Origin of the sequence: Kutzneria sp. 744, from assembly GCF_000568255.1 — a bacterium.
Taxonomy (GTDB): Bacteria; Actinomycetota; Actinomycetes; order Mycobacteriales; family Pseudonocardiaceae; genus Kutzneria.
The window spans coordinates 871,647-889,265 of record NZ_KK037166.1; the positions used below are offsets into that span (position 1 = coordinate 871,647).

General features: G+C 70.5%; 22 protein-coding genes. 8 read left to right on the plus strand and 14 right to left on the minus strand.

All coding sequences use genetic code 11. The features are described 5' to 3' along the window. Positions 1-6: 6 nt before the first annotated feature. Both KUTG_RS57955 and KUTG_RS03740 read right to left on the minus strand, forming a co-directional pair. Positions 7-681: a glycoside hydrolase family 11 protein gene (locus tag KUTG_RS57955; protein WP_043714911.1), complete on the minus strand. Its 675-nt coding sequence runs from the start codon at positions 679-681 to the stop codon at positions 7-9. A 180-nt stretch (positions 682-861) separates the two neighbouring features. After that, positions 862-1,914: a LacI family DNA-binding transcriptional regulator gene (locus KUTG_RS03740; RefSeq protein ID WP_084578860.1), complete on the minus strand. Its 1,053-nt coding sequence runs from the start codon at positions 1,912-1,914 to the stop codon at positions 862-864. Positions 1,915-2,368: 454 nt separating this feature from the next. Between KUTG_RS03740 and KUTG_RS03745 the strand changes: the two genes are divergently transcribed. After that, a complete protein-coding gene (locus KUTG_RS03745) occupies positions 2,369-3,586 on the plus strand; it encodes a glycosyltransferase (RefSeq protein ID WP_084578862.1) in 1,218 nt (405 codons plus the stop codon). A gap of 101 nt (positions 3,587-3,687) precedes the next feature. On the opposite strand, the gene KUTG_RS03750 is transcribed toward KUTG_RS03745, so the two are convergent. Continuing rightward, positions 3,688-4,254 carry a hypothetical protein gene (locus tag KUTG_RS03750; protein ID WP_232240643.1) on the minus strand — a complete coding sequence of 189 codons (567 nt, stop codon included), beginning with the start codon at positions 4,252-4,254 and terminating at the stop codon, positions 3,688-3,690. Between the two features lie 185 nt (positions 4,255-4,439). Further along, entirely contained in the window at positions 4,440-4,736 is a 297-nt protein-coding gene (locus tag KUTG_RS03755) for a PadR family transcriptional regulator (RefSeq protein WP_043714915.1), read from the minus strand. A gap of 67 nt (positions 4,737-4,803) precedes the next feature. Between KUTG_RS03755 and KUTG_RS03760 the strand changes: the two genes are divergently transcribed. Next, a complete protein-coding gene (locus KUTG_RS03760) occupies positions 4,804-6,000 on the plus strand; it encodes an alpha/beta hydrolase (RefSeq protein WP_052396518.1) in 1,197 nt (398 codons plus the stop codon). 7 nt (positions 6,001-6,007) lie between these two features. Here the strand turns inward: KUTG_RS03760 and KUTG_RS03765 are convergent, their stop codons facing one another. Both KUTG_RS03765 and KUTG_RS03770 read right to left on the minus strand, forming a co-directional pair. Then, positions 6,008-6,916 (minus strand): M56 family metallopeptidase, encoded by a 909-nt coding sequence (locus KUTG_RS03765; RefSeq protein WP_052393875.1) that lies wholly within the window; start codon positions 6,914-6,916, stop codon positions 6,008-6,010. Further along, on the minus strand, positions 6,913-7,260 hold the full coding sequence (locus KUTG_RS03770; RefSeq protein ID WP_043714917.1) for a BlaI/MecI/CopY family transcriptional regulator: 348 nt from the start codon (positions 7,258-7,260) through the stop codon (positions 6,913-6,915). The genes KUTG_RS03765 and KUTG_RS03770 overlap by 4 nt, the downstream gene beginning before the upstream one ends. Positions 7,261-7,338: 78 nt before the next feature. Between KUTG_RS03770 and KUTG_RS57960 the strand changes: the two genes are divergently transcribed. Together KUTG_RS57960 and KUTG_RS03775 are read left to right on the plus strand one after the other, a co-directional pair. Next, positions 7,339-7,494 carry a hypothetical protein gene (locus tag KUTG_RS57960; RefSeq protein WP_157494311.1) on the plus strand — a complete coding sequence of 52 codons (156 nt, stop codon included), beginning with the start codon at positions 7,339-7,341 and terminating at the stop codon, positions 7,492-7,494. After that, positions 7,491-8,105 (plus strand): DedA family protein, encoded by a 615-nt coding sequence (locus tag KUTG_RS03775; RefSeq protein WP_369794432.1) that lies wholly within the window; start codon positions 7,491-7,493, stop codon positions 8,103-8,105. Before KUTG_RS57960 ends, KUTG_RS03775 begins: the two co-directional genes overlap by 4 nt. Here KUTG_RS03775 and KUTG_RS03780 read toward each other — a convergent pair. Next, positions 8,096-9,043 carry an undecaprenyl-diphosphate phosphatase gene (locus tag KUTG_RS03780; protein WP_043714921.1) on the minus strand — a complete coding sequence of 316 codons (948 nt, stop codon included), beginning with the start codon at positions 9,041-9,043 and terminating at the stop codon, positions 8,096-8,098. The two genes, KUTG_RS03775 and KUTG_RS03780, sit on opposite strands and share 10 nt — an antisense overlap. A 118-nt stretch (positions 9,044-9,161) precedes the next feature. Here KUTG_RS03780 and KUTG_RS57965 point away from each other — a divergent pair, with 118 nt between their 5' ends. The 3 genes from KUTG_RS57965 (at position 9,162) to KUTG_RS03790 (ending at position 10,764) form a co-directional block, all read left to right on the plus strand. Beyond that, positions 9,162-9,308 (plus strand): hypothetical protein, encoded by a 147-nt coding sequence (locus KUTG_RS57965; protein WP_157494312.1) that lies wholly within the window; start codon positions 9,162-9,164, stop codon positions 9,306-9,308. Between the two features lie 151 nt (positions 9,309-9,459). Continuing rightward, on the plus strand, positions 9,460-10,290 hold the full coding sequence (locus KUTG_RS03785; RefSeq protein ID WP_043714923.1) for a crotonase/enoyl-CoA hydratase family protein: 831 nt from the start codon (positions 9,460-9,462) through the stop codon (positions 10,288-10,290). A gap of 93 nt (positions 10,291-10,383) precedes the next feature. Beyond that, positions 10,384-10,764, plus strand: coding sequence for an HPF/RaiA family ribosome-associated protein (locus KUTG_RS03790; protein WP_043714925.1), 381 nt, complete (start codon positions 10,384-10,386; stop codon positions 10,762-10,764). On the opposite strand, the gene KUTG_RS03795 is transcribed toward KUTG_RS03790, so the two are convergent. From KUTG_RS03795 to KUTG_RS03805, 3 genes are all read right to left on the minus strand, one after another. Continuing rightward, positions 10,710-11,831, minus strand: coding sequence for an acyltransferase family protein (locus KUTG_RS03795; protein WP_198046996.1), 1,122 nt, complete (start codon positions 11,829-11,831; stop codon positions 10,710-10,712). The two genes, KUTG_RS03790 and KUTG_RS03795, sit on opposite strands and share 55 nt — an antisense overlap. A 140-nt stretch (positions 11,832-11,971) precedes the next feature. Then, complete coding sequence (locus tag KUTG_RS03800; protein WP_084578866.1) at positions 11,972-12,511, minus strand: TetR/AcrR family transcriptional regulator; 540 nt, start codon at positions 12,509-12,511, stop codon at positions 11,972-11,974. Between the two features lie 22 nt (positions 12,512-12,533). Beyond that, positions 12,534-13,550, minus strand: coding sequence for an SDR family oxidoreductase (locus KUTG_RS03805; protein WP_043714929.1), 1,017 nt, complete (start codon positions 13,548-13,550; stop codon positions 12,534-12,536). A gap of 90 nt (positions 13,551-13,640) precedes the next feature. Between KUTG_RS03805 and KUTG_RS03810 the strand changes: the two genes are divergently transcribed. After that, complete coding sequence (locus tag KUTG_RS03810; RefSeq protein WP_198046997.1) at positions 13,641-14,843, plus strand: MFS transporter; 1,203 nt, start codon at positions 13,641-13,643, stop codon at positions 14,841-14,843. On the opposite strand, the gene KUTG_RS03815 is transcribed toward KUTG_RS03810, so the two are convergent. Genes KUTG_RS03815 through KUTG_RS03830 form a run of 4 tightly spaced genes read right to left on the minus strand, consistent with a single transcriptional unit; the run spans position 14,836 to position 17,555 of the window. Further along, complete coding sequence (locus KUTG_RS03815) at positions 14,836-15,963, minus strand: cation:proton antiporter (RefSeq protein WP_043714932.1); 1,128 nt, start codon at positions 15,961-15,963, stop codon at positions 14,836-14,838. The genes KUTG_RS03810 and KUTG_RS03815 overlap by 8 nt on opposite strands. Before the next feature lie 12 nt (positions 15,964-15,975). Further along, positions 15,976-16,599, minus strand: a complete 624-nt coding sequence (locus tag KUTG_RS03820) for a maleylpyruvate isomerase family mycothiol-dependent enzyme (protein ID WP_052393877.1) — start codon at positions 16,597-16,599, stop codon at positions 15,976-15,978. 35 nt (positions 16,600-16,634) lie between these two features. Further along, entirely contained in the window at positions 16,635-17,075 is a 441-nt protein-coding gene (locus KUTG_RS03825; RefSeq protein WP_043714934.1) for a cupin domain-containing protein, read from the minus strand. 3 nt (positions 17,076-17,078) lie between these two features. Further along, positions 17,079-17,555 (minus strand): carboxymuconolactone decarboxylase family protein, encoded by a 477-nt coding sequence (locus tag KUTG_RS03830; RefSeq protein ID WP_043714936.1) that lies wholly within the window; start codon positions 17,553-17,555, stop codon positions 17,079-17,081. Positions 17,556-17,619 lie beyond the last annotated feature (64 nt).

Here is a 17,619-nt window from a genome sequence, read left to right on the forward strand (position 1 = left end):
CACGGCTCAGCTCACCGAGATGGACGAGTTGCCACTGCTCTGGTAGCCCTCGGTGGCGAGGATCATGTAGTACTTGAAGCTGCCCATATTCATGCCGACGCGGGCCCACGCGTCGAAGTGGTTGCCGGTGGTGATGGTGCCGCCGGTCCGCCGGCTCTGCCGAACGCTCCAGTACTGGTTGAACGTGCGCGTGCCCTCGACCGACGGGGCGTTGTACCGGGTCGTCTCGTAGATGTCGTACATGCCGCCGTCGCTGCTGACCGTGCCCTTGTGCGTGCCCGTCGGCCGGTACGTGCCCCAGTTGTCGACGATGTAGTACTCCACCAGCGGATTGGACGTCCAGCCGTAGAGCGACAGATAGGAGTTGCCGGACGGCGAGAAGCTGCCCGAGTACTGCACACTGCGCCGTCCGCCGTTGCTCCATCCCTTGCCGGCGACGAAGTTGTTGCAGTTGCTCCAGGTCGTGCGGTAGCTGCCCCCGCCGGACAGCGTCATCGCGACCGAGCCGCCACCCGCGGTCCAGAACGAGTAGTAGTAGCCGTTGTTGGTGCCGGTCTGGTTGGTGGTGATCGTGGTGTCGGCGTTCGCGGTGACCGGCAGCGCCAGCGCGGAGACGGCCAACAGCGCCCCCGAGGTGAGCACGGCTCGGCGACCGATCGGAAACGGAGGGTTGTGGTCCATGGGCGATGTTCCTCCTCAGTGAGGAAACCGTGTGGTGTCGAGCAGTGTCGACCCGGTCACGTCGCGTGGGCAACAACTTTCGTTGATATTTCGGTAATCCAGCTTTCGTCCACACTGGACTGTGGTCGTCCGGCTGGTCGGGCCGGACGATCGAAAGTTTCGACGCTCGTGTCGCGGGTGTCAGCGGCCCGCCGGCGGCGCGGTGCTGTTGCGGACCACCAGCGTGGTGGCCAGGTCGACCCGGGTGGCCGCGGGCCGGTGACCCCGGCCAAGGTCGAGCGCCAGCTGGCAGGCGGTCTCGGCCATCTCCACCAGCGGCTGGCGCACCGTGGTCAACGGCGGACCGACCCAGCGGGCCAGCGGCAGGTCGTCGAAGCCGACCACGCTGAGCTCGTCGGGGATGCGCAGCCGCAGCTCACGGGCCGCCTCGTAGAACCCGAGGGCCTGCAGGTCGTTGCCGGCGAAGACGGCGGTCGGCCGGTCGGGCAGGGACAGCAGCGCCCGGCCGGCAGCGTAGCCGGCCTCGTGGTGGAAGTTCCCCTCCCGCACCAGCGCCGGATCGACGCCGATCCCGGCGGTCTCCAGCGCCGTGCGGTAGCCGTCGACCCGCGCCCGGCTGCACATCATCCGGGACGGCCCGCCGAGCATGGCGATCCGCCGGTGGCCGAATTCGATCAGGTGCCGGGTGGCGGTCAGGCCGCCGAGCCAGTTGTTGGCACCGACCGCGGGCACGCCGTCGGCCGGGTCGCCGGCCGGGTCCAGCACCACGAACGGGATGTCCCGGCTGGTCAGCTGGGCCCGCTGGGTCCGGTCCAGATCGGACAGCACCAGCACCACGCCGCCGGGCCGGCGGGCCAGCACGCCGTCCACCCAGGTCTGCCCCGGGGTGAGGCGGCCGGCCGACTCGGACAGCACGATGCTCATGCCCTCGCGGCGGGCCACGTTCTCCACACCCCGGATGACCTCCATCGCCCACGCGCTCTCCAGCTCGTGGAAGACCAGGTCGAACAGCTTCGACGACTGCGCGCCGCCGCGCCTGCGCCGGTAGCCGTGCGCGCGCAGCAGCTCCTCGACCCGGGCCCGCGTGCCGGGAGCGACGTCAGCCCGGCCGTTGAGCACCTTCGAAACTGTCGGCGTGCTGACCCCGGCCGTCCTCGCGATGTCGGCCAGCCTCGGGAGGCCGCCCGAGGCCGCCGAAACCTCGGCTGTGGAACCGGTTTCCTCGACACCCATGGCATCGGATGGTAGGCCATCGACGGCCGGACCGGCCCCCTTGACGCGAACCGGCGACCGGACGTAGTTTCGACGCTGTCTCCGAATCTTTCGAATCGTGCTCCCGCCCTGCCCGCCCGGGAAGACGACGTGAGACACGCGGTGCGGCCGCGACCGACCGTGACTGCCGCGCGCCCGACTGTCCACTTGGGACTGATTCGATCGCGGGCGACGGCAGTGCCCGCGCCAGACCTGATGGCTCGCACGGCTTTCTAGCGCGGAATGACCGGCAGCACGATGCGGCTCGGACAGGCGGCCGTTCGGTGGATCGTCTGGTGGGCCGGCCTCAGGTCCTCGTCCGAGTCGGTTCCCAGCGGGTTTCCCGTGTTGGGGTTGGGTTCCCATTCGGGGAAGCTGCTCGAACCGACAGCGCGCGGACAGCAAACTACTACATTGCCGTAGTAGTTTGGCCGGCATGACCTCGCTCGCTTCGGCTGGGCCGGCCGGCGCCACCACCCCGGTGCCGCAGCTGCGGATCGTCATGGGGGCCGACACTTATCCGCCCGATGTCAACGGCGCGGCGAACTTCGCGGCGAGGCTTGCCGCCGGACTGGCCGAGCGTGGTCATGACGTGCACGTGTTGTGCCCGTCGACGACCGGACGATCGGACACTGCGGCCGTCGGCGATGTGACGGTGCACCGGATCGCGTCCATGCTCACACCGGTGCACCCCACGTTTCGGATATGCAGCCCACCACGGGCATTCCGGGCCGCGCAGGCCCTAGTGGACGAGCTCGCGCCCGACCTCGTCCACATCCAGGCGCATTTCCTGGTCGGCCGCGGGCTTGCCGCCGCCGCACGTCGATGCCGCATCCCGCTGGTCGCCACGAACCACTTCATGCCTGAGAACCTGCACGGCTACCTCCATCTGCCGAAAGCCCTGCAACCGCTCGTCTCGAAGCTGGGCTGGTGGGATCTGCGACGAGTGCTCCGCCACGCCCAGGTCGTGACCGCCCCGACGCCGCGGGCCGTGCAACTGTTGGCGGACCAGGGAATTCCGTGGGCGATCGCAGTGTCGTGCGGGATCGACCTCAACCGCTTCGCCACCACGACGCCGGCAGCCGGCCGGCGTGTTCCGCACGTGTTGTTCGTCGGCCGGCTGGACGAGGAGAAGCGGGTCGGGGACCTTCTCCTTGCCGTGCACCGGATCCGCCATGGCGTCCGGGTGCGCGTCGAGATCGTCGGCGACGGGAGGTGTCGCCGCGCCTGGCAGGAACTGGCCGGCCGTTTGGGCATCGCCGGCGCCGTCACCTTCCACGGCTACGTCGACGAGGAAGCGCTCATCGCGGCGTATCAGCGGGCCGACGTTTTCTGCATGCCGGGGGTCGCCGAGCTGCAGAGCCTGGCCACGATGGACGCGCTGGCCGCCGGCAAGCCGGTCGTCGCCGCCGACGCGATGGCGCTGCCACATCTGGTGCGACCCGGCGAAACCGGTTGGCTCTACCCGCCCGGCGACGTCGCCGCCCTCGCCGACCGACTGCGCTGTCTCCTTGCGGACGGACCGGCCCGAGTCCGGATGGGAGCCGCCGGCCGCGACCTCATCGCCGAGCACTCGATGGAAAAGACGCTCGACCGCTTCGAAAGCGTCTATCACTGCGTTGCGCCGAGCCAACGAAGCGTATCGAGGAGATAACGAATGTCAGTGCGGACAACGCTTCTGTGGCAATCGACCGGGGCGTGGTGACAAGGCAGACGCGGACCGACGGGACAAGGTCCGGTTACCTGCCAGCAGGTTCATGGCCGCCGGCGGCGGAGGTCCAGGCCGGTGACGAGCAGCGCGGCCGCCGACGTGGCCAGGGCGCAGATCAGCATCACGGAACCCAGGTCAAAAGATGTACGCAGCGCCAAGGCAAGAGACTGCGCCGCCGCGAAGGCCAACCCGGTCGCGACGAGAAGCAGAGCGATGTGCAGCCGATGCGCGCTCGGCATGACCACGACGCGACCGGCGCGCGCCACGAGCACGCAGATCCTGATCCCGCCGAAGAAGAGCGTCGCCCAGTAGCAGCCCACGAACAGGACGCGCGTCACGCCGGCCGGGTGGTCGAATGCGCCGAGATTGGCCAGCAGGCACAGGAAACCGAACGAGAGGGCCGGCGCGGCCAGGGTGCGGATGACGATCGTGACAAGGCGACCGAGCCCTGAGCGCCGCGGGAGTGGCGTGGCGAGGGCGAACCCGGCCAAGATCGGAACCAGCCAGGCACTGCTCGCGGGCCGGTCAACGGTCGCGGACAGCGAGCCGACACCGGCCGCGCGCAACCACAGCGTCAGCACCACGCTGACGGCGACGAGCGCAGTGGCCACAACACGGGACGTTTCCCCCTCGGTGGTCTCCGGCCAGTCACCGGGGTGCAGCCACAGCCTGCCGGCCCCGATGGCGCTGTTGAGCCATGAGCGCGGGCCGGCGCGGCCGACCTCCTCGGCGATGGCGCTGCCCCACCGCTCACGAATCGCCGGCGGGTAGAGCCGAACCAACGCCGTCGACACTCTCATGCGAAGCCCAGCGCGCGCAGGCCGGCCTGGGCGACCCGGGCCATCTGCTCAAGTTCAGCCCGCAGGGTGTTCCGCCCGGCGTCGGTGATGCGAACGGTCCGCCGTTCGTCGGTGTCCGCCGAGTCCGGCTCGATCAGGCCATGGGATTCGAGACGGGCGAGCGCGCCGTAGAGGCTGCCCGCCCCGAGCCGGCTCCCGGTCAGCGCCTCGATCGCCGTGTTGATGGCGTAGCCGTGCAGGGGTTCCGCCGCGAGGACGGTCAGTACCAGCATCTGTGCGTCGTTGCCGCGCATGCGCCTCCTTCGTGCCGATCCCAGCATAGTACGTGACACGTAGTACGCGGTGCGTACTATGGGCGGCATGAGGCGATGGCTGCGTCACCTGCTCGTGCTGGCACTCACGGTCGTCCTGGCAGCCGGCGGTTATGTCGCCTACGTCGCCGTCAGGTCGGCCCAACCGGTCACACTGCCCGCACCTACCGGCCCGTATCCCGTCGGCCGAGCCACGGTCCAATGGACCGACAGCGCCCGCGTCGATCCGCTCGCCCCGCAACCTGGCGCGCCTCGGCGCTTGTCCGCCTGGCTTTGGTACCCCGCAGCGCCCGGCCCCTCCCCCACTCCCGCGGCCTATGCACCCGACGCCTGGGCCGGCCTCCACCTGAGCTGGCCGGTCGGACTGGCCGAGACCGGCTTCGACCACGTGCATGCGCACGCGTTCACCGACGCCCCCGTGGCCGAGGGCCGGTTCCCCATCGCCGTGCTCGAACCCGGCCTGGGGTTCGCCGCGCCGCAGTACACCGCTCTCGCGGAAAGCCTTGCCAGCAACGGATATCTCGTCGTCGGTGTCACGCCCACCTACAGCGCGAACCTGACCGTTCTGGGCGGCGAACCCGTGTCCACGACCGAGGCCGGCAATCCGAAGGCGTTCGACGGAGCCGATGAGCACGCGGGCCAGGCCCAGGCCGCGGGCGACCGACTGATCGAGGTGTGGGCGGCCGACGACCGATTCGCGGCGGTCCAGGCCGACGCCGGCCGCTTCGCCGGACACGTCGACGCCACGAAAGTCGTTTACCTCGGCCATTCCTTCGGGGGTGCCGCCGCGCTTGAGGCCTGCCGGACGGACCAGCACTGCGTCGGGGCCGCCGACCTCGACGGCACGCAGTACGGCCCGGTCGTCCACACCGGACTGATCAAGCCAATGCTCCTCGTGGCCAGCGAGAACTCCTGCATCACCGGAACCTGCCAACCCACGACCGCATCGGACCGGTCCAGCCTCGACACCGCCCGAACCTTGGTGGCCGCCAGCAGCGGACCGACGTGGTGCTACCAGCTCAACGGCGCCGAACACTTCAACTTCAGCGACTACGGCGCCTACTACATCGCCGCTCCGGTCCGATCACAACTCGCGCTCGGTGCCATCGACGGCGACGACGCGCTGGCCATCACGAACGCCTACCTGGCCGCGTTCGTCCGGCAAGTGACCAGCGGACACCCCGAACCCCTGCTTGCCGGTCGGACGACGCCGTACCCACAGGTGGTCGTCCAGCACACGCCATGACGCCAGGTCAACGTTCCTGGACGGTCCCGACGCCATCGAAAAGGGCATCTCCGGTCCGCTCGACGGCGACCGTCGTCACGGCGCTGCACATCAACAGCACCACCAGCACGGCGGCCAGCCACGGTCGGCGGCCGGGGCTCGGCGCGAGCAGCGCCCGAACCCGTCGAGGCACCTGGCCGCCAGTGGCGGCCGGGATCACCGCGGGGTTGCCGGCGTCGTGGCGGAGCAGAGCGACGCGGGCGATCGTCCGCGCGACAAGTTCGCGATTCCCGACCTCACGCGCGGCGTGTTCGTCGGCCCAGCGCTCGACGGCGTGCCGCACGACGCCAGTGGTCGGGCGCAGCAACGGGTTGACCGCCTCGGCGAGATCGGCCAGCAGGAGCCACCACGTGTGCCCGAGCCGCAGGTGCGCCCACTCATGGGCAACCACCACCCGCTGCTCGGCGGGAGACAGCGCCTCGGTCAACGCCGAGGTGACGACGATCCGGCCGCCCGGCGAAGGCGTCGCGAAGGCGTCAGGGCGATCGCTGTCCACCACGATCACCAGGGCCGGCGCCCCTCGATGAGCACGCCGCACCTCGACGAGCGCGCGTCCACGTCCGACCGCCCGGATCAGCAGCCGCAGGCCGGCCGCCAGAAGCAACGCCAACCCGCCGACGGCGATGAACTCGGGTATCGGGCTGGAGGCGTCCAACTCGGCCGCCGACCAGTCGGCCATGGAGGCGATCAGCGGCACCTGCCCGAGCCAGGTCAGCGCGAGCACCGCGAGGACGAGCCCGGTCGACCCGGCGACGATCACGCTGCCTACGGTCAGCACGACGGTGGCAGCCGCCGGTGGCAGCCGGTCACCCAGCCTCGGGCCGAAGGCCACGAACAGCAGCATCGCCGCGAGCGCGGCCACGACAGACGTGGTCATTGGCTCAGCAACCCGCGCAGCAGGTGCTCGTCCTCGGGCTGAAGGCCGTGGACGAACCGGGTCAGCACGGCTTCCCGATCGGCTTCGTCGTCGAGCATCAGCGCCATCCGGCGGGCCGCCAGCTCGGCCGCGTCGTACGGCGCGGTGTAGGCGTAGCCGCGGCCGAGCGTCTCGCGAGCGACCTCGCCCTTCTCGAAAAGCCGCGACAGCACGGTCAACACCGTGGTGTACGCCAGGTCGCCGCCGAGGGCGTCCCGCACCTGCCCCGGAGTCAGCGGTTGCGACGCGGCCGTCAGCACGGCGCGCACCTCTCGCTCCAGGCTGCCCTTGGTTCGACGCGGCATGGATCCACCTCCTACTCCACTGTAGTAGATTGGCGGCAGTTACTACACGACTGTAGTAGCTGACGGGAGGATCACCCCTTGATCTGGCTGGCCATCGCCTTGACGGCTGCACTGGCCGCGCGTTCCGCCGGGGCTCGGCCGACGCGGTCGACGTGGTTCGCGATGATCGCCAGCACCCTCGGCATCGGCCTGTTCGCCCGTGAACACACCCGTCCACAGTGGAGTCAACCGTGAGTCTGGCCTTCCTGTCCGCGTCGTTCTGGCTGAGCAGCCTCGGCGTGCTCGGCGTCCTGATCGTCACCTTCGCCGAGACCGGGCTACTGATCGGCTTCTTCCTGCCCGGCGACTCGCTGCTGTTCACCGCCGGCGTGCTGTGCGCGACCAGCGGCGCCACGCATCTGTCCCTGCCGCTGGTGCTGCTGGCCGCGGCCGTCGGCGCGCTCGCCGGGGCCCAGGTCGGCTTCGAGATCGGCCGACGCGGCGGCCGGGCGTTGCTCGCCCGCAGCCACAACACCCACCTCGCCAAGGGAATCGCCCGCGCGGAGGAGATGTTCGAGCGGTACGGCCACGGCAAGGCCATCGTGCTCGCTCGCTTCATCCCGATCGTCCGCACCGTGCTCAACCCGGTCGCCGGCGTCCTGTCCATTCCCACCAAGGTCTTCACGCTCTGGCAGGTCGTCGGCGGTCTCGTGTGGACGATCGGCGTCACGCTCGCCGGCTACGCCCTCGGCACCAGCATCCCCGGCATCGACCAGTACCTGTTGCCGATCATCGCCTTGGTCGTCATCGTGTCCCTGATCCCCGTCGGCCTCGAACTGCGGCGGGCCCGCCGACGTCAGGGCTGAACGAGCGCGAAGTAGCCGAGGCAGCCCAGGCCGGCGAGCACGCAGTAGATCGCGAACGGCGTGAGGGTGCGGGTTTCGAAGTAGCGCACGAGGAATCGCACCGAGATGTAGGCGGCGACGCCAGCGATGACACTGCCGACGATCGTGGGGCCGATCGCGTCGTGCATCTCGGGGCGGGCCAGCTCGGGCAGCTTGAGCAGGCCGGCGCCGGCGATGGCCGGCGTGGCCAGCAGGAACGCGAAGCGGGCGGCGTCGTCGTGGCGGAGCCCACGCAGCAGGCCGCCGGCGATGGTGGCGCCGGAGCGGCTGATCCCGGGCAACAGGGCCAGGATCTGGCTGGCGCCGACGCCCACCGCTTCCCACACGCCAAGCTTCGACAGGCGGACGTCGCTCGCGACCTCGCTGGGCACAGTGGCCATCGCCTCGGTCGGCGCCGCGGACATGACCATCGTCGCCTCCGGGTCTCGCGCCGCGCGGCGCTGGCGACGGTAGAGCCGTTCGACGGCGAAGAGAATGACGCCGTTGAGCAGGAGGAACGCCGCCGCCGGCACTGGTTTGCCCAGGTGCTCGCGCATGAATTTGTCCAGCACCAGGCCGCCGATGCCGACCGGGATGGTGCCGGCGACGAGCAGCCAGGCCAGGCGCTGGTCGGGCGTGGCGATCCGGCGGTCCCGAACGGAGGTCAGCAGTCCGCCGACGATGCGGACCCAGTCGCGCCAGAAGAAGATCACCAGCGCCGCGGCGGTGGCCACGTGCATGGCGACCAGCGTGTCGAGGTAGGCCGAGCCCTGCGTGGACATGTCCAGGTCGGTGGCCCAGTGGCCGCCGATCAGGGCCGGCAGCAGCACGGAGTGGCCCAGGCTGGAGACCGGGAAGAGCTCGCTGACGCCCTGGAGCAGGCCGACGACGGCCATCTCCAGGTAGCTCGGTGCGGACATTGTCCTCGCCTTCGTTCGAGACATGACTACTACATCACTGTAGTAGATCGCGTCCGACGGCATCCGCGTTAGCCCCTTTGCCGCGTGTAACGCGCGCCCCGACGGGCACCCAGGCGAGATGAATGCCCTCCTCGTCCAAGCTGCCAGCGTCGCCGGCCAGGAGCCGAGCGACTCGTTCCTCGCGGTCATGTACGCGCTGCTGTTCGTCGGCGTGGGCTGCGGCGTCATCGCGTACATGGCGATACGGCACGCCTGGAGGCGCTAGACGCCGGTACGGACCTCGATCTCCGCTGTGGCCAGGGTTCCGCCGATCGGGTTCATCCTTCCGTGTCGTAACCCCGCGGATACCGCCCGCGATCAGTCCCGACGGCACCCGTTGGAAGGAGAGGTCCCTGAACACCGACGACCTGGCCGACATGCCCGCGCTGCCCGGCACGAACGACTTCACCCAGCTGGAGGTCCGGTTCGACAAGGAGCGCGCGGCGCTGTGGATGGTGATGCGGGCGCATCCGCGACCGACCTTCAACCCCGGGCTGCTGGACGAGATCCTGCGGCTGGGGCGACTGGTCCGGGACTCGGGCCTCGACGTGGACTTCTGGATGACGGCGTCGTCCTGCCCCGGCATGTTCAACGCGGGCGGCGACCTGCCGCTGTTCGCCCGGGCCATCAAGGACGGCGATCACGCGGTGCTGCGCGCGTACGCCCGGGCGGCCGTGGACGTGGTCTGGGAGCTGATGACCGGGTTCGGCATCGGGGCCCTGACCGTGGCCCTGGTCGACGGCGACGCGCTGGGCGGCGGTTATGAATGCGCGCTGGCGCACAACTTCCTGGTCGCCGAGGACGGCGTCACGATGGCGTTCCCGGAGATGCGGTTCAACCACTTCGCCGGCATGGGGGCGTATTCCCTGATCGCCCGGCGCGCCGGCATCCCCGCCGCCGAGCAGCTGCTGGTGCACGGCGCGCGCCGGCCCGTGCGGTGGCACGCCGACCGGGGCCTCGTCGACACCGTCGCCGAGCCGGGCGACGGCCACCGCGCCACCCTCGCGCTCCTCGACCGGTTCCGACCCCGCCTCAACAGCGTCAAGGCGCTGGTCCGCACCCGCAACCGCGTCCTGGCCATCACCCGCGCCGAGCTGATGGACATCACCGAGGACTGGGCCGACGCCGCCTTCACCGTCGGCGACCGCGGCGTCGCCTACATGGAGCGCCTGGTCACGCTCCAGAACCGCCGCTTCGTCGCGAGCTGATCACCGATCGAGGCCGGTGAGCGCGGCGAGTTTGAGCCGGCCGCCCCCGTGGTATAGACCGAGCTCATCATTGTCCCGCTTCGGAGGGTGCTCATGCAGATCCAGGTCAACACCGACCACAACATCCACGGCGGCGAGCGCCTGGCCGCCTTCGTGACCACCGACCTGGAGGGCAGCCTGTCCCGGTTCGACGGGTGGTTGACCCGGGTGGAGGTGCACCTCAGCGAGGACAGCGGCGGCAAGCCGGAGGACATGAAGTGCGTGATCGAGGCGCGGCCCGGGGGTAAGCAACCGGTCGCGGTCACCCACCACGCGGCCACGGTGGACGACGCGTACTCCGGGGCGGCGCACAAGCTGGGCAAGGTTCTGGATACGCGATACAGCCGGGCCCATGACCACAAGGGCAGCGACAGCATCCGTCACATGCCCGCTCCGGACGAGGTCGGCACGCTCGATGAGGAGCCGCGGGCCTGAGCTCGCCGTTTTGTGCTGGTCATCCGGCGCGCGAGGCGCATCGCTGGACGCTCGACCCAGCGGTGGCTCGCGTGCGCGGCCGACACGGTGACGGCGAGGCCAACGACAAGCGCGCTCGGGTACCCGACCAGCGGGTACAGAACGTTCATAAGCGCCACTGCGAGCAGACCGTGCAGTAGGTACAGGGAATAGCTGCGGTCGGCCAGGTATCCGATCAAGGCGATGGGGCGCAGCTTCGATTCGGCGAGCAACGCGGCCAGGAACACCGCGAAGCCGAGCGCGAGGGTCAGGTTGTAGTGGTAGACGGTGGGTTGGCGCCCCATTCCGGGCAGCCCGGCCCAGACGTACTCCGAGACGGCGACGACGCCGAGCACCGATCCCGCCCACGGGGGAATGCGGCGGCTGCGCACCGCCCAGACGACCTGGCCGAGCAGAAGCGCGGGCAGGTAGCCGACGTCGACGGCGAGCAGGGCGTAGGACGGTCCGCCCAGGTGCGCCGATGCCAGCACAGCGGCGACGGCGCCGAGCTCGCCGAGGATGGCCGGTGAGGTCGCCCGACGCAGCAGCGGAAGGGCCACGAACAGCAGTGTGTAGAACAACACCTCGATGATCAGCGTCCAGCCGACGTCGACCAGCACGACCCGTGGCGTCATGAGGTAGTTGGCCAGCGACATGTTGGTCAGCAGGCTCACCGGGTCGACCGACGTGCCGTCCCCGGTGGACAACGGCTGGAGGCCGACGGTGAACAGCGCCGCGGACACCAGGACCGCGGCCGTCAGCATCGGGTAGATCCGCAGCAGGCGCTTGATCGCGTACTGCCGTGGACTTTCGGCGAAACCGGTGTGCGTCACGATGAAGCCGCTCACCAGGAAGAAGATCACGACGCCGAGGTTGCCGACGTTGAGCGCGACGGCCAGCGGATCGACGGCGAACCCCTCGAACACGGCGGCCGTGACCGAGTGGATGTCGTGCTGGTGCAGCCAGATGCCGACCAGGTGGCAGTACACGACCAGACACACGGCGACGGCGCGAAGCAGGTCGAGGGACCGGAATCTGCCCGGGTTCACGGTGACCTCCTCCTCGTGTGCAGGACTGTGCCGCTTCACACGGGGCAGGCGATGACCATGTTCAGCCGTGGGCCTCGCGCCGGCGGAAAGACCACCGAAGGTTGCCCGTGCAGCCGATCCATCATCCGCCTCGGCGCGGGTCAGGAGCGGAGGCTGTCCACGACCAGGTCGAGGAGGCGGGAGGACTGGCGTTGCCCGGCGGGGGTGAGGGGGGTGCGCCAGACCGAGCTCATGAGCATGAGGACGTCGTCGGGGTCGAGGGAAGGGCGGATGGAGGCGTCCCGCTCGCCGGCCTGGAGGATGAGGGAGATGGCGCCGATGACGGGGGCGTAGGTCTCGCTGGTGACGGAGTCCTGGGCGGCGGCGCTCAGGGCGTCGCCGAGGCCGTGCTTGAGGCGGATCTGCGAGGCGAGGCGCTCGAACCAGCGGCGGAGGGCGGTGAGCGGGGGCTCGGTGGCCACCAGCTCGGGGGCCCAGTCGACCAGGCGCTGGACCTCGGCGCGGTAGACGGCGAGGACCAGGGCCTCGCGGGTGGGGAAGTGCCGGTAGAGCGTGCCGGGGCCGACGCCGGAGGCCTTGGCTATGGAGTTGAGCGAAGCGTCGCCGTCGGAGGTCAGCAGATCGCGGGCGACCTCGAGGATCCGGGCACGGTTGGCCTGGGCGTCGCTGCGCTGGGGCATGGCCGTCATCGTACGGCCCGGGCTAGGCGGGAACGCCCAGGGCGAGCAGGCTCTCGGCGGTCTCGACGATGGTCCGCTCGATGGGCCGGGGCTGCCAGCCGAGGAGGCGCCGGGCCTTGGCGGAGGTGGCGTCGAAGTTCTTGCCCAGCTGGGGAACGATGAGCCGCAGCTCGGGATTGACGCGGGCCACGGTGCGCGTGAGCCAGATGGGGAGCTCACGGGTGGGGACCTTGCTCGCCCGCTCCCCCAACCTTTCCCGAAGGATCCGGGCGATGTCCCGCACCCACAGGCTGGGCCCGGACTGGGCGATGAACCGCTCCCCCACGGCGGCCGGGTCGGTCATGGCGCGCAGGTGAAGGTCGGCGACGTCGCGCACGTCGACGTAGCCGGAGGCGAACTTCAGGCTGGCCGGCACCTCGCCGTCGAGCATGCGCCTGAGGAGTCCGAGGGACGGCGAGTAGTCGGGGCCGAGCACGGGACCGAGCACGCCGACGGGGTTGACGGCGGCCAGTTCGAGACCGTTGCCCTCGCTGGCGATGAAGGCCCAGGCGGCGCGTTCGGCCAGGGTCTTGGACTTCTGGTACGGCGGGATACCGGCGTCCACGTCGGTCCAGTCGTCCTCGGTGAACGGCGTGGAGCGATCGGGATGGCCGTAGGCGACGGCGCCGATGGCCGAGGTCAGCACGACGCGCCGAACGCCGCTGTCGCGGGCGGCCCGCAGCACCCGGAGGACGCCGTCACGGGCCGGCACGATCATCTCGTCCTCGTGGCGCGGCACGCTGGTGAGGGTGGGCGACGCCACATGCAGGACGTAGTCGCAGCCGTCGACGGCCTCGCGCCAGCCGGCGTCGCTCTGGAGGTCGGCCGGCAGCACCCGAAGCGGACCCTCGGCCCCGCCGCGCGCCAGCATCGCGCGCAGCGCGGGCTCCTTCGCGAGGTCGCGGACGGTGGTGCGCACCGAGTGCCCCGCGGCCAGCAGGTCGAGCACGCACCAGCTGCCGATGTAGCCGGAACCGCCGGTCACCAGGACTTCAGCCATGATCGCTCTCTCCGTTCGTGTCCACCGTGGACGCCGTCGACGTTAGCGGAGAACTCTCCGTTTAGTCAACGAGCGGCTAGAGTGGCCGGAGTGGATGCTCCCCGCCGCTGGCCGGCGTTGCTCGCGTTGGCGCTCGGCTCGGTCGGGATCGGACTGACGGAGTTCGTGCCGTCGGGACTGCTGCCCCAGATCGCCCAGGACGTGCTCGGGGCGGAGTACACCCAGGAGCCGTCCCGGGCGGTGGCCCACGCGGGCTGGATGATCACGGCCTACGCGCTGGGCGTGGTGGTCGGGGCCCCGCTGATCGCCGTGGTCACGGCGAGGGTGCGCCGCAACCGGCTGGTGATCGGACTGCTGGTGCTGTTCGTGCTCGGCACGATCGGCTCGGCGGTGGCGCCGACGTTCGAACTGGTGCTGGTGGCCAGGTTCGTGGCCGGCCTGCCGCACGGCGCGTACTTCGGCGCGGCCGGGCTGCTGGCGGCGTCGATGATGGGGCCGGGCACCGAAGGCCGGGGATTCGCGATCGTCCTGAGTGGACTGACAGTGGCCAATGTCGCGGGCGTGCCGCTGATCACTCTGCTCGGGCAGAACGCGGGCTGGCGTGTCGCCTACGTGGTGATCGCCGGAGTTTTCGTGCTGGCGCTGATCGCCGTGGCCGCGACGGCGCCGAAGGCGTCGACCGCGGGCGGGTCGCCGGCCGCGGAGCTACACGCGCTAGGAAGGCCGCAGGTGTGGCTGGTCGCCGTGACCGCCGCGCTCGGGTTCTCCGGATTCTTCGCCGCGACCAGCTACATCGCCCCGATGACCACTGCGGTGACCGGGCTGCCGCAAACCGCGGTCGCTTGGGTGCTGGTCGCCGTCGGCCTGGGCATGACGGCAGGCAACGTGGTCGGCGGCTGGTACGCCGACCGGCAGCCGCAGCGCGCCATGCTGCTCGGCTTCACGGGCATGATCTTCGCGACGGCGCTCGTCTGGCTGGTCGGCAGTCAGCCTGCGGGCTTGTTCGTCGGCGCTTTCCTGGTCGGCGCAACGACTTTGTTCTTGGCCCCGGCGCTGCAGGCCCGGCTCATCGCGGCGGCCCCGGGCGCACAGTTGATGGGCGCAGCACTGAACCAGTCGGCCACGAACGTGGCCAACAGCCTGGGCGCGGCGGTGGGCAGCGTGGTGATCGGGGCGGGCTTGGGCTACCGCGCCCCGGCCGCAGCCGGCGTCGCCTTCGGCGTGATCGGCCTCGCGCTCACGGCCGTCGGCGTCGTCGTGAACCGCCGTACCCACGACATGGCAGCTACGTAGTTCCCGTAGCGGCTCTGAGCCGGAATGCGGCCAGGGCAGTAACACCGACGCTGATCAGGGCGGCGGCCAGGATCGCCCCGGCCTCGCCGGGGGCCAGCAGGTGTTGGTCGGTACCGATCGTCACGGCGGACACGGGCACGCCGAGCTGGGCGCCGGCCAGCACCGCCAGCGGCAGCGGCTGGCCGGCCAGCCGAGCGGCGGCGTGCACGGCCACCGTGCCCAGCACCAACAATCCGGCCAGGGCCAGCATCAGCGGCCGGTCGCCGAGTTCACGCAGGTCCAGCGACGCTCCCAGCCACACGAAGAACACCGGGCCCAGGAACCCGTCGGCCACCGCGAACAGCTGCCGGGCCAGCCGCCGCGGCTCGCCCTGGGCGGCCAGGGCCAGGCCGCTGACGAAGCCGGCCAGCATGACCGACACGCCCAGCAGCTGAGCCAGGCCGGCCAGCCCGAACAGGCCGATCAGCTCGATCCGCAGTTCCAACCCGAAGTCGCGGGCCTTGCTCAGGCGGTGCAGCCGGGAGCGCACGCCGAGCACGCCCAGCCGCCGCATCCCCACGTACCAGAGGCCGCCGGCCGCGATCACCGCCAGCACGCCGAGAGCGGCGGGCCCGGCGCGAGCGGGTTCCTCGGCCAGCGGCAGCACGATGATGCAGACGGTGTCGGCGATCGCGACGTGCACGATGGTGGCCAGCGCCGCCGAGGTGGTCGGCTCGTGCTCGTCGAGCACCGGCATCACCAGCGCCGCCGAGCTGGAGGCCAGCAGCACCGCGTAGACGAGGCCGTGGCCGGTGCCGACCAGGGCGGCGATGCCCAGCCCGGCCGGCACGGCCAGCACCCCGACCAGGCCCGCGAGCAGCGCACCCCGGCGCAGGCCGGCCCGCATCGCGGGGTTGCGCAGCGGCACGTGGCTGCCGGCGATCAGCATCACCAGGGCGAAACCGAGGCTGGCCAGGAAGGTCAGCACCGGGTCCTCGGGGTGCACCCATCCGACGCCGGTGCGCCCGATGAGCACCCCCAGCAGGATCTCGCCGACCACGATCGGCAGCCGCCACCGAGTGGGGGTCGCCAGCAGCGGACCGGCCAGGCCGGCCAGCAGGATCAGCGTCAGGGCGAACACGGTCCCCGGCTCTCAGGGAGCCAGCCGTCGGGACAGCTCGGGCGCCCCGTCACCGCCGAGATCGGCCAGGAACGCCGGCCGGTGGGACATCACCATCACGAACGACAGCAACGGACCTTCGACCTGCGGGCCGGCACCGGTCCGGAAGTCGGCGTCGGTGGCCCGCAGCGCCAGGCCCTTGACCAGGGTCTTGCTCTTGACGGCGAAGTCCCGGCCGGCGAGGAAACGCGCCACCTCCAGCAGGCCGGCGGGATCGTAGGCGTGCCGGAGCCCGAGCGGCCGCCGGATGTCCTCGGCGTGCACGATCACCTCGCTCAGCCCGAACGGCGACCACTTCGTCGGCAGCCTGATGGTCCCGACCTGCCGGAACCGTTCGAGCGTCTCCTGTGGGGTGGCGCCCCGGAACTCCGCCAGGCGCCGTCGATTGTGGACGTCCGCGTCGAACCGGGCTCCGAGCATGCTCAGGAACCAGGTCGCCAGGGTGAACCTGGTCGCCGCCCCGAGGTGGGCGACGACTTCCTCGACGTCCCAGTCGGCGCACAACGTCGCCGCCCGCCACTGCTGCGGGTCGAGCCCGCCCAGGTCTTCGGCGAGCGCCCCGAGTTCACGCCGCTGGATCTGCCCGAAGTCAGTCACGCCGCGACAATACCCAGCCCGTCTGACAACGGCCGCTACTTGGCCCCGTCAGGGAGGATCTCGGTGGGAGGAGTCCCCTTCGCCTTGACGTAGAACACGGCCAGCTTGGCCGGCTCGGAACCGCTGGCGTTGCGGCTCACGACGTGGATGTCGGTCGGGGACTCGGAGAACGTCCCTCCCGTGTGGACGGTCTGGAGCCGGCCGCCCTTCAGTTGGGTCTCCACGGTTCCCGACAGCACGTAGACGAACAGGTCGCAGTTGTGGCGGTGCACCTGGGAGGCCTCGCCGGGCGCGAAGTCGACGATCTCGACCATGCCCTCCTTTCCTTCGATGTCGGGCAGGCTCTGCGTGATCAGGCGTGTGATCGCGCCGGCCTTGGTCTGCGTGCCGTTGGAGGAAGCCGGCGAACTGCCGCAAGCCACCACGCTCCCGAACGCGAGCAGCGCAGCCAGGCCGATCTTGATCTTGGCGTTCATCCGTCAGGCGCCCGGGGTGTAGTGGCCGGGAACCATGCGCGTGCTGACGCCGAAGCGGTTGAAGGCGTTGATGGCGGTGATGGTGGCGAGGAGGTGCGCCAGCTCGGTCTCGTCGAACTGCTCGGCCGCGGCGGCGTAGACGGCGTCGGGCACGAAGCCGTCGGTCAGCACGGTGACGGCCTCGGTGAGCTCGATCGCGGCGATTTCCCTTGCGGTGTAGAAGTGTCGCGACTCCGTCCACGCGCCGAGCTGCACGATCCGCTCGACGGTCTCGCCCTCGGCGATGGCGTCCTTGCTGTGCATGTCGAGGCAGAAGGCGCAGTGGTTGAGCTGCGAGGCCCGGATCTTGACCAGGTTCACCAGGCCGGGGTCGAGGTTCGTCTTGGCGGCGGTGTCCAGGCGGAGCAGCGCCTTGAACACGTCGGGGGCGAGCTTCATCCAGTCCAGACGCTGGCTGTGCTCGGGAAGGTGCGTTGTCATGCCCTCAACGCTAGGGCGACAACGTCCCATGTACTTGGCCCAATTCTCGCCCACGAGCTTGGGC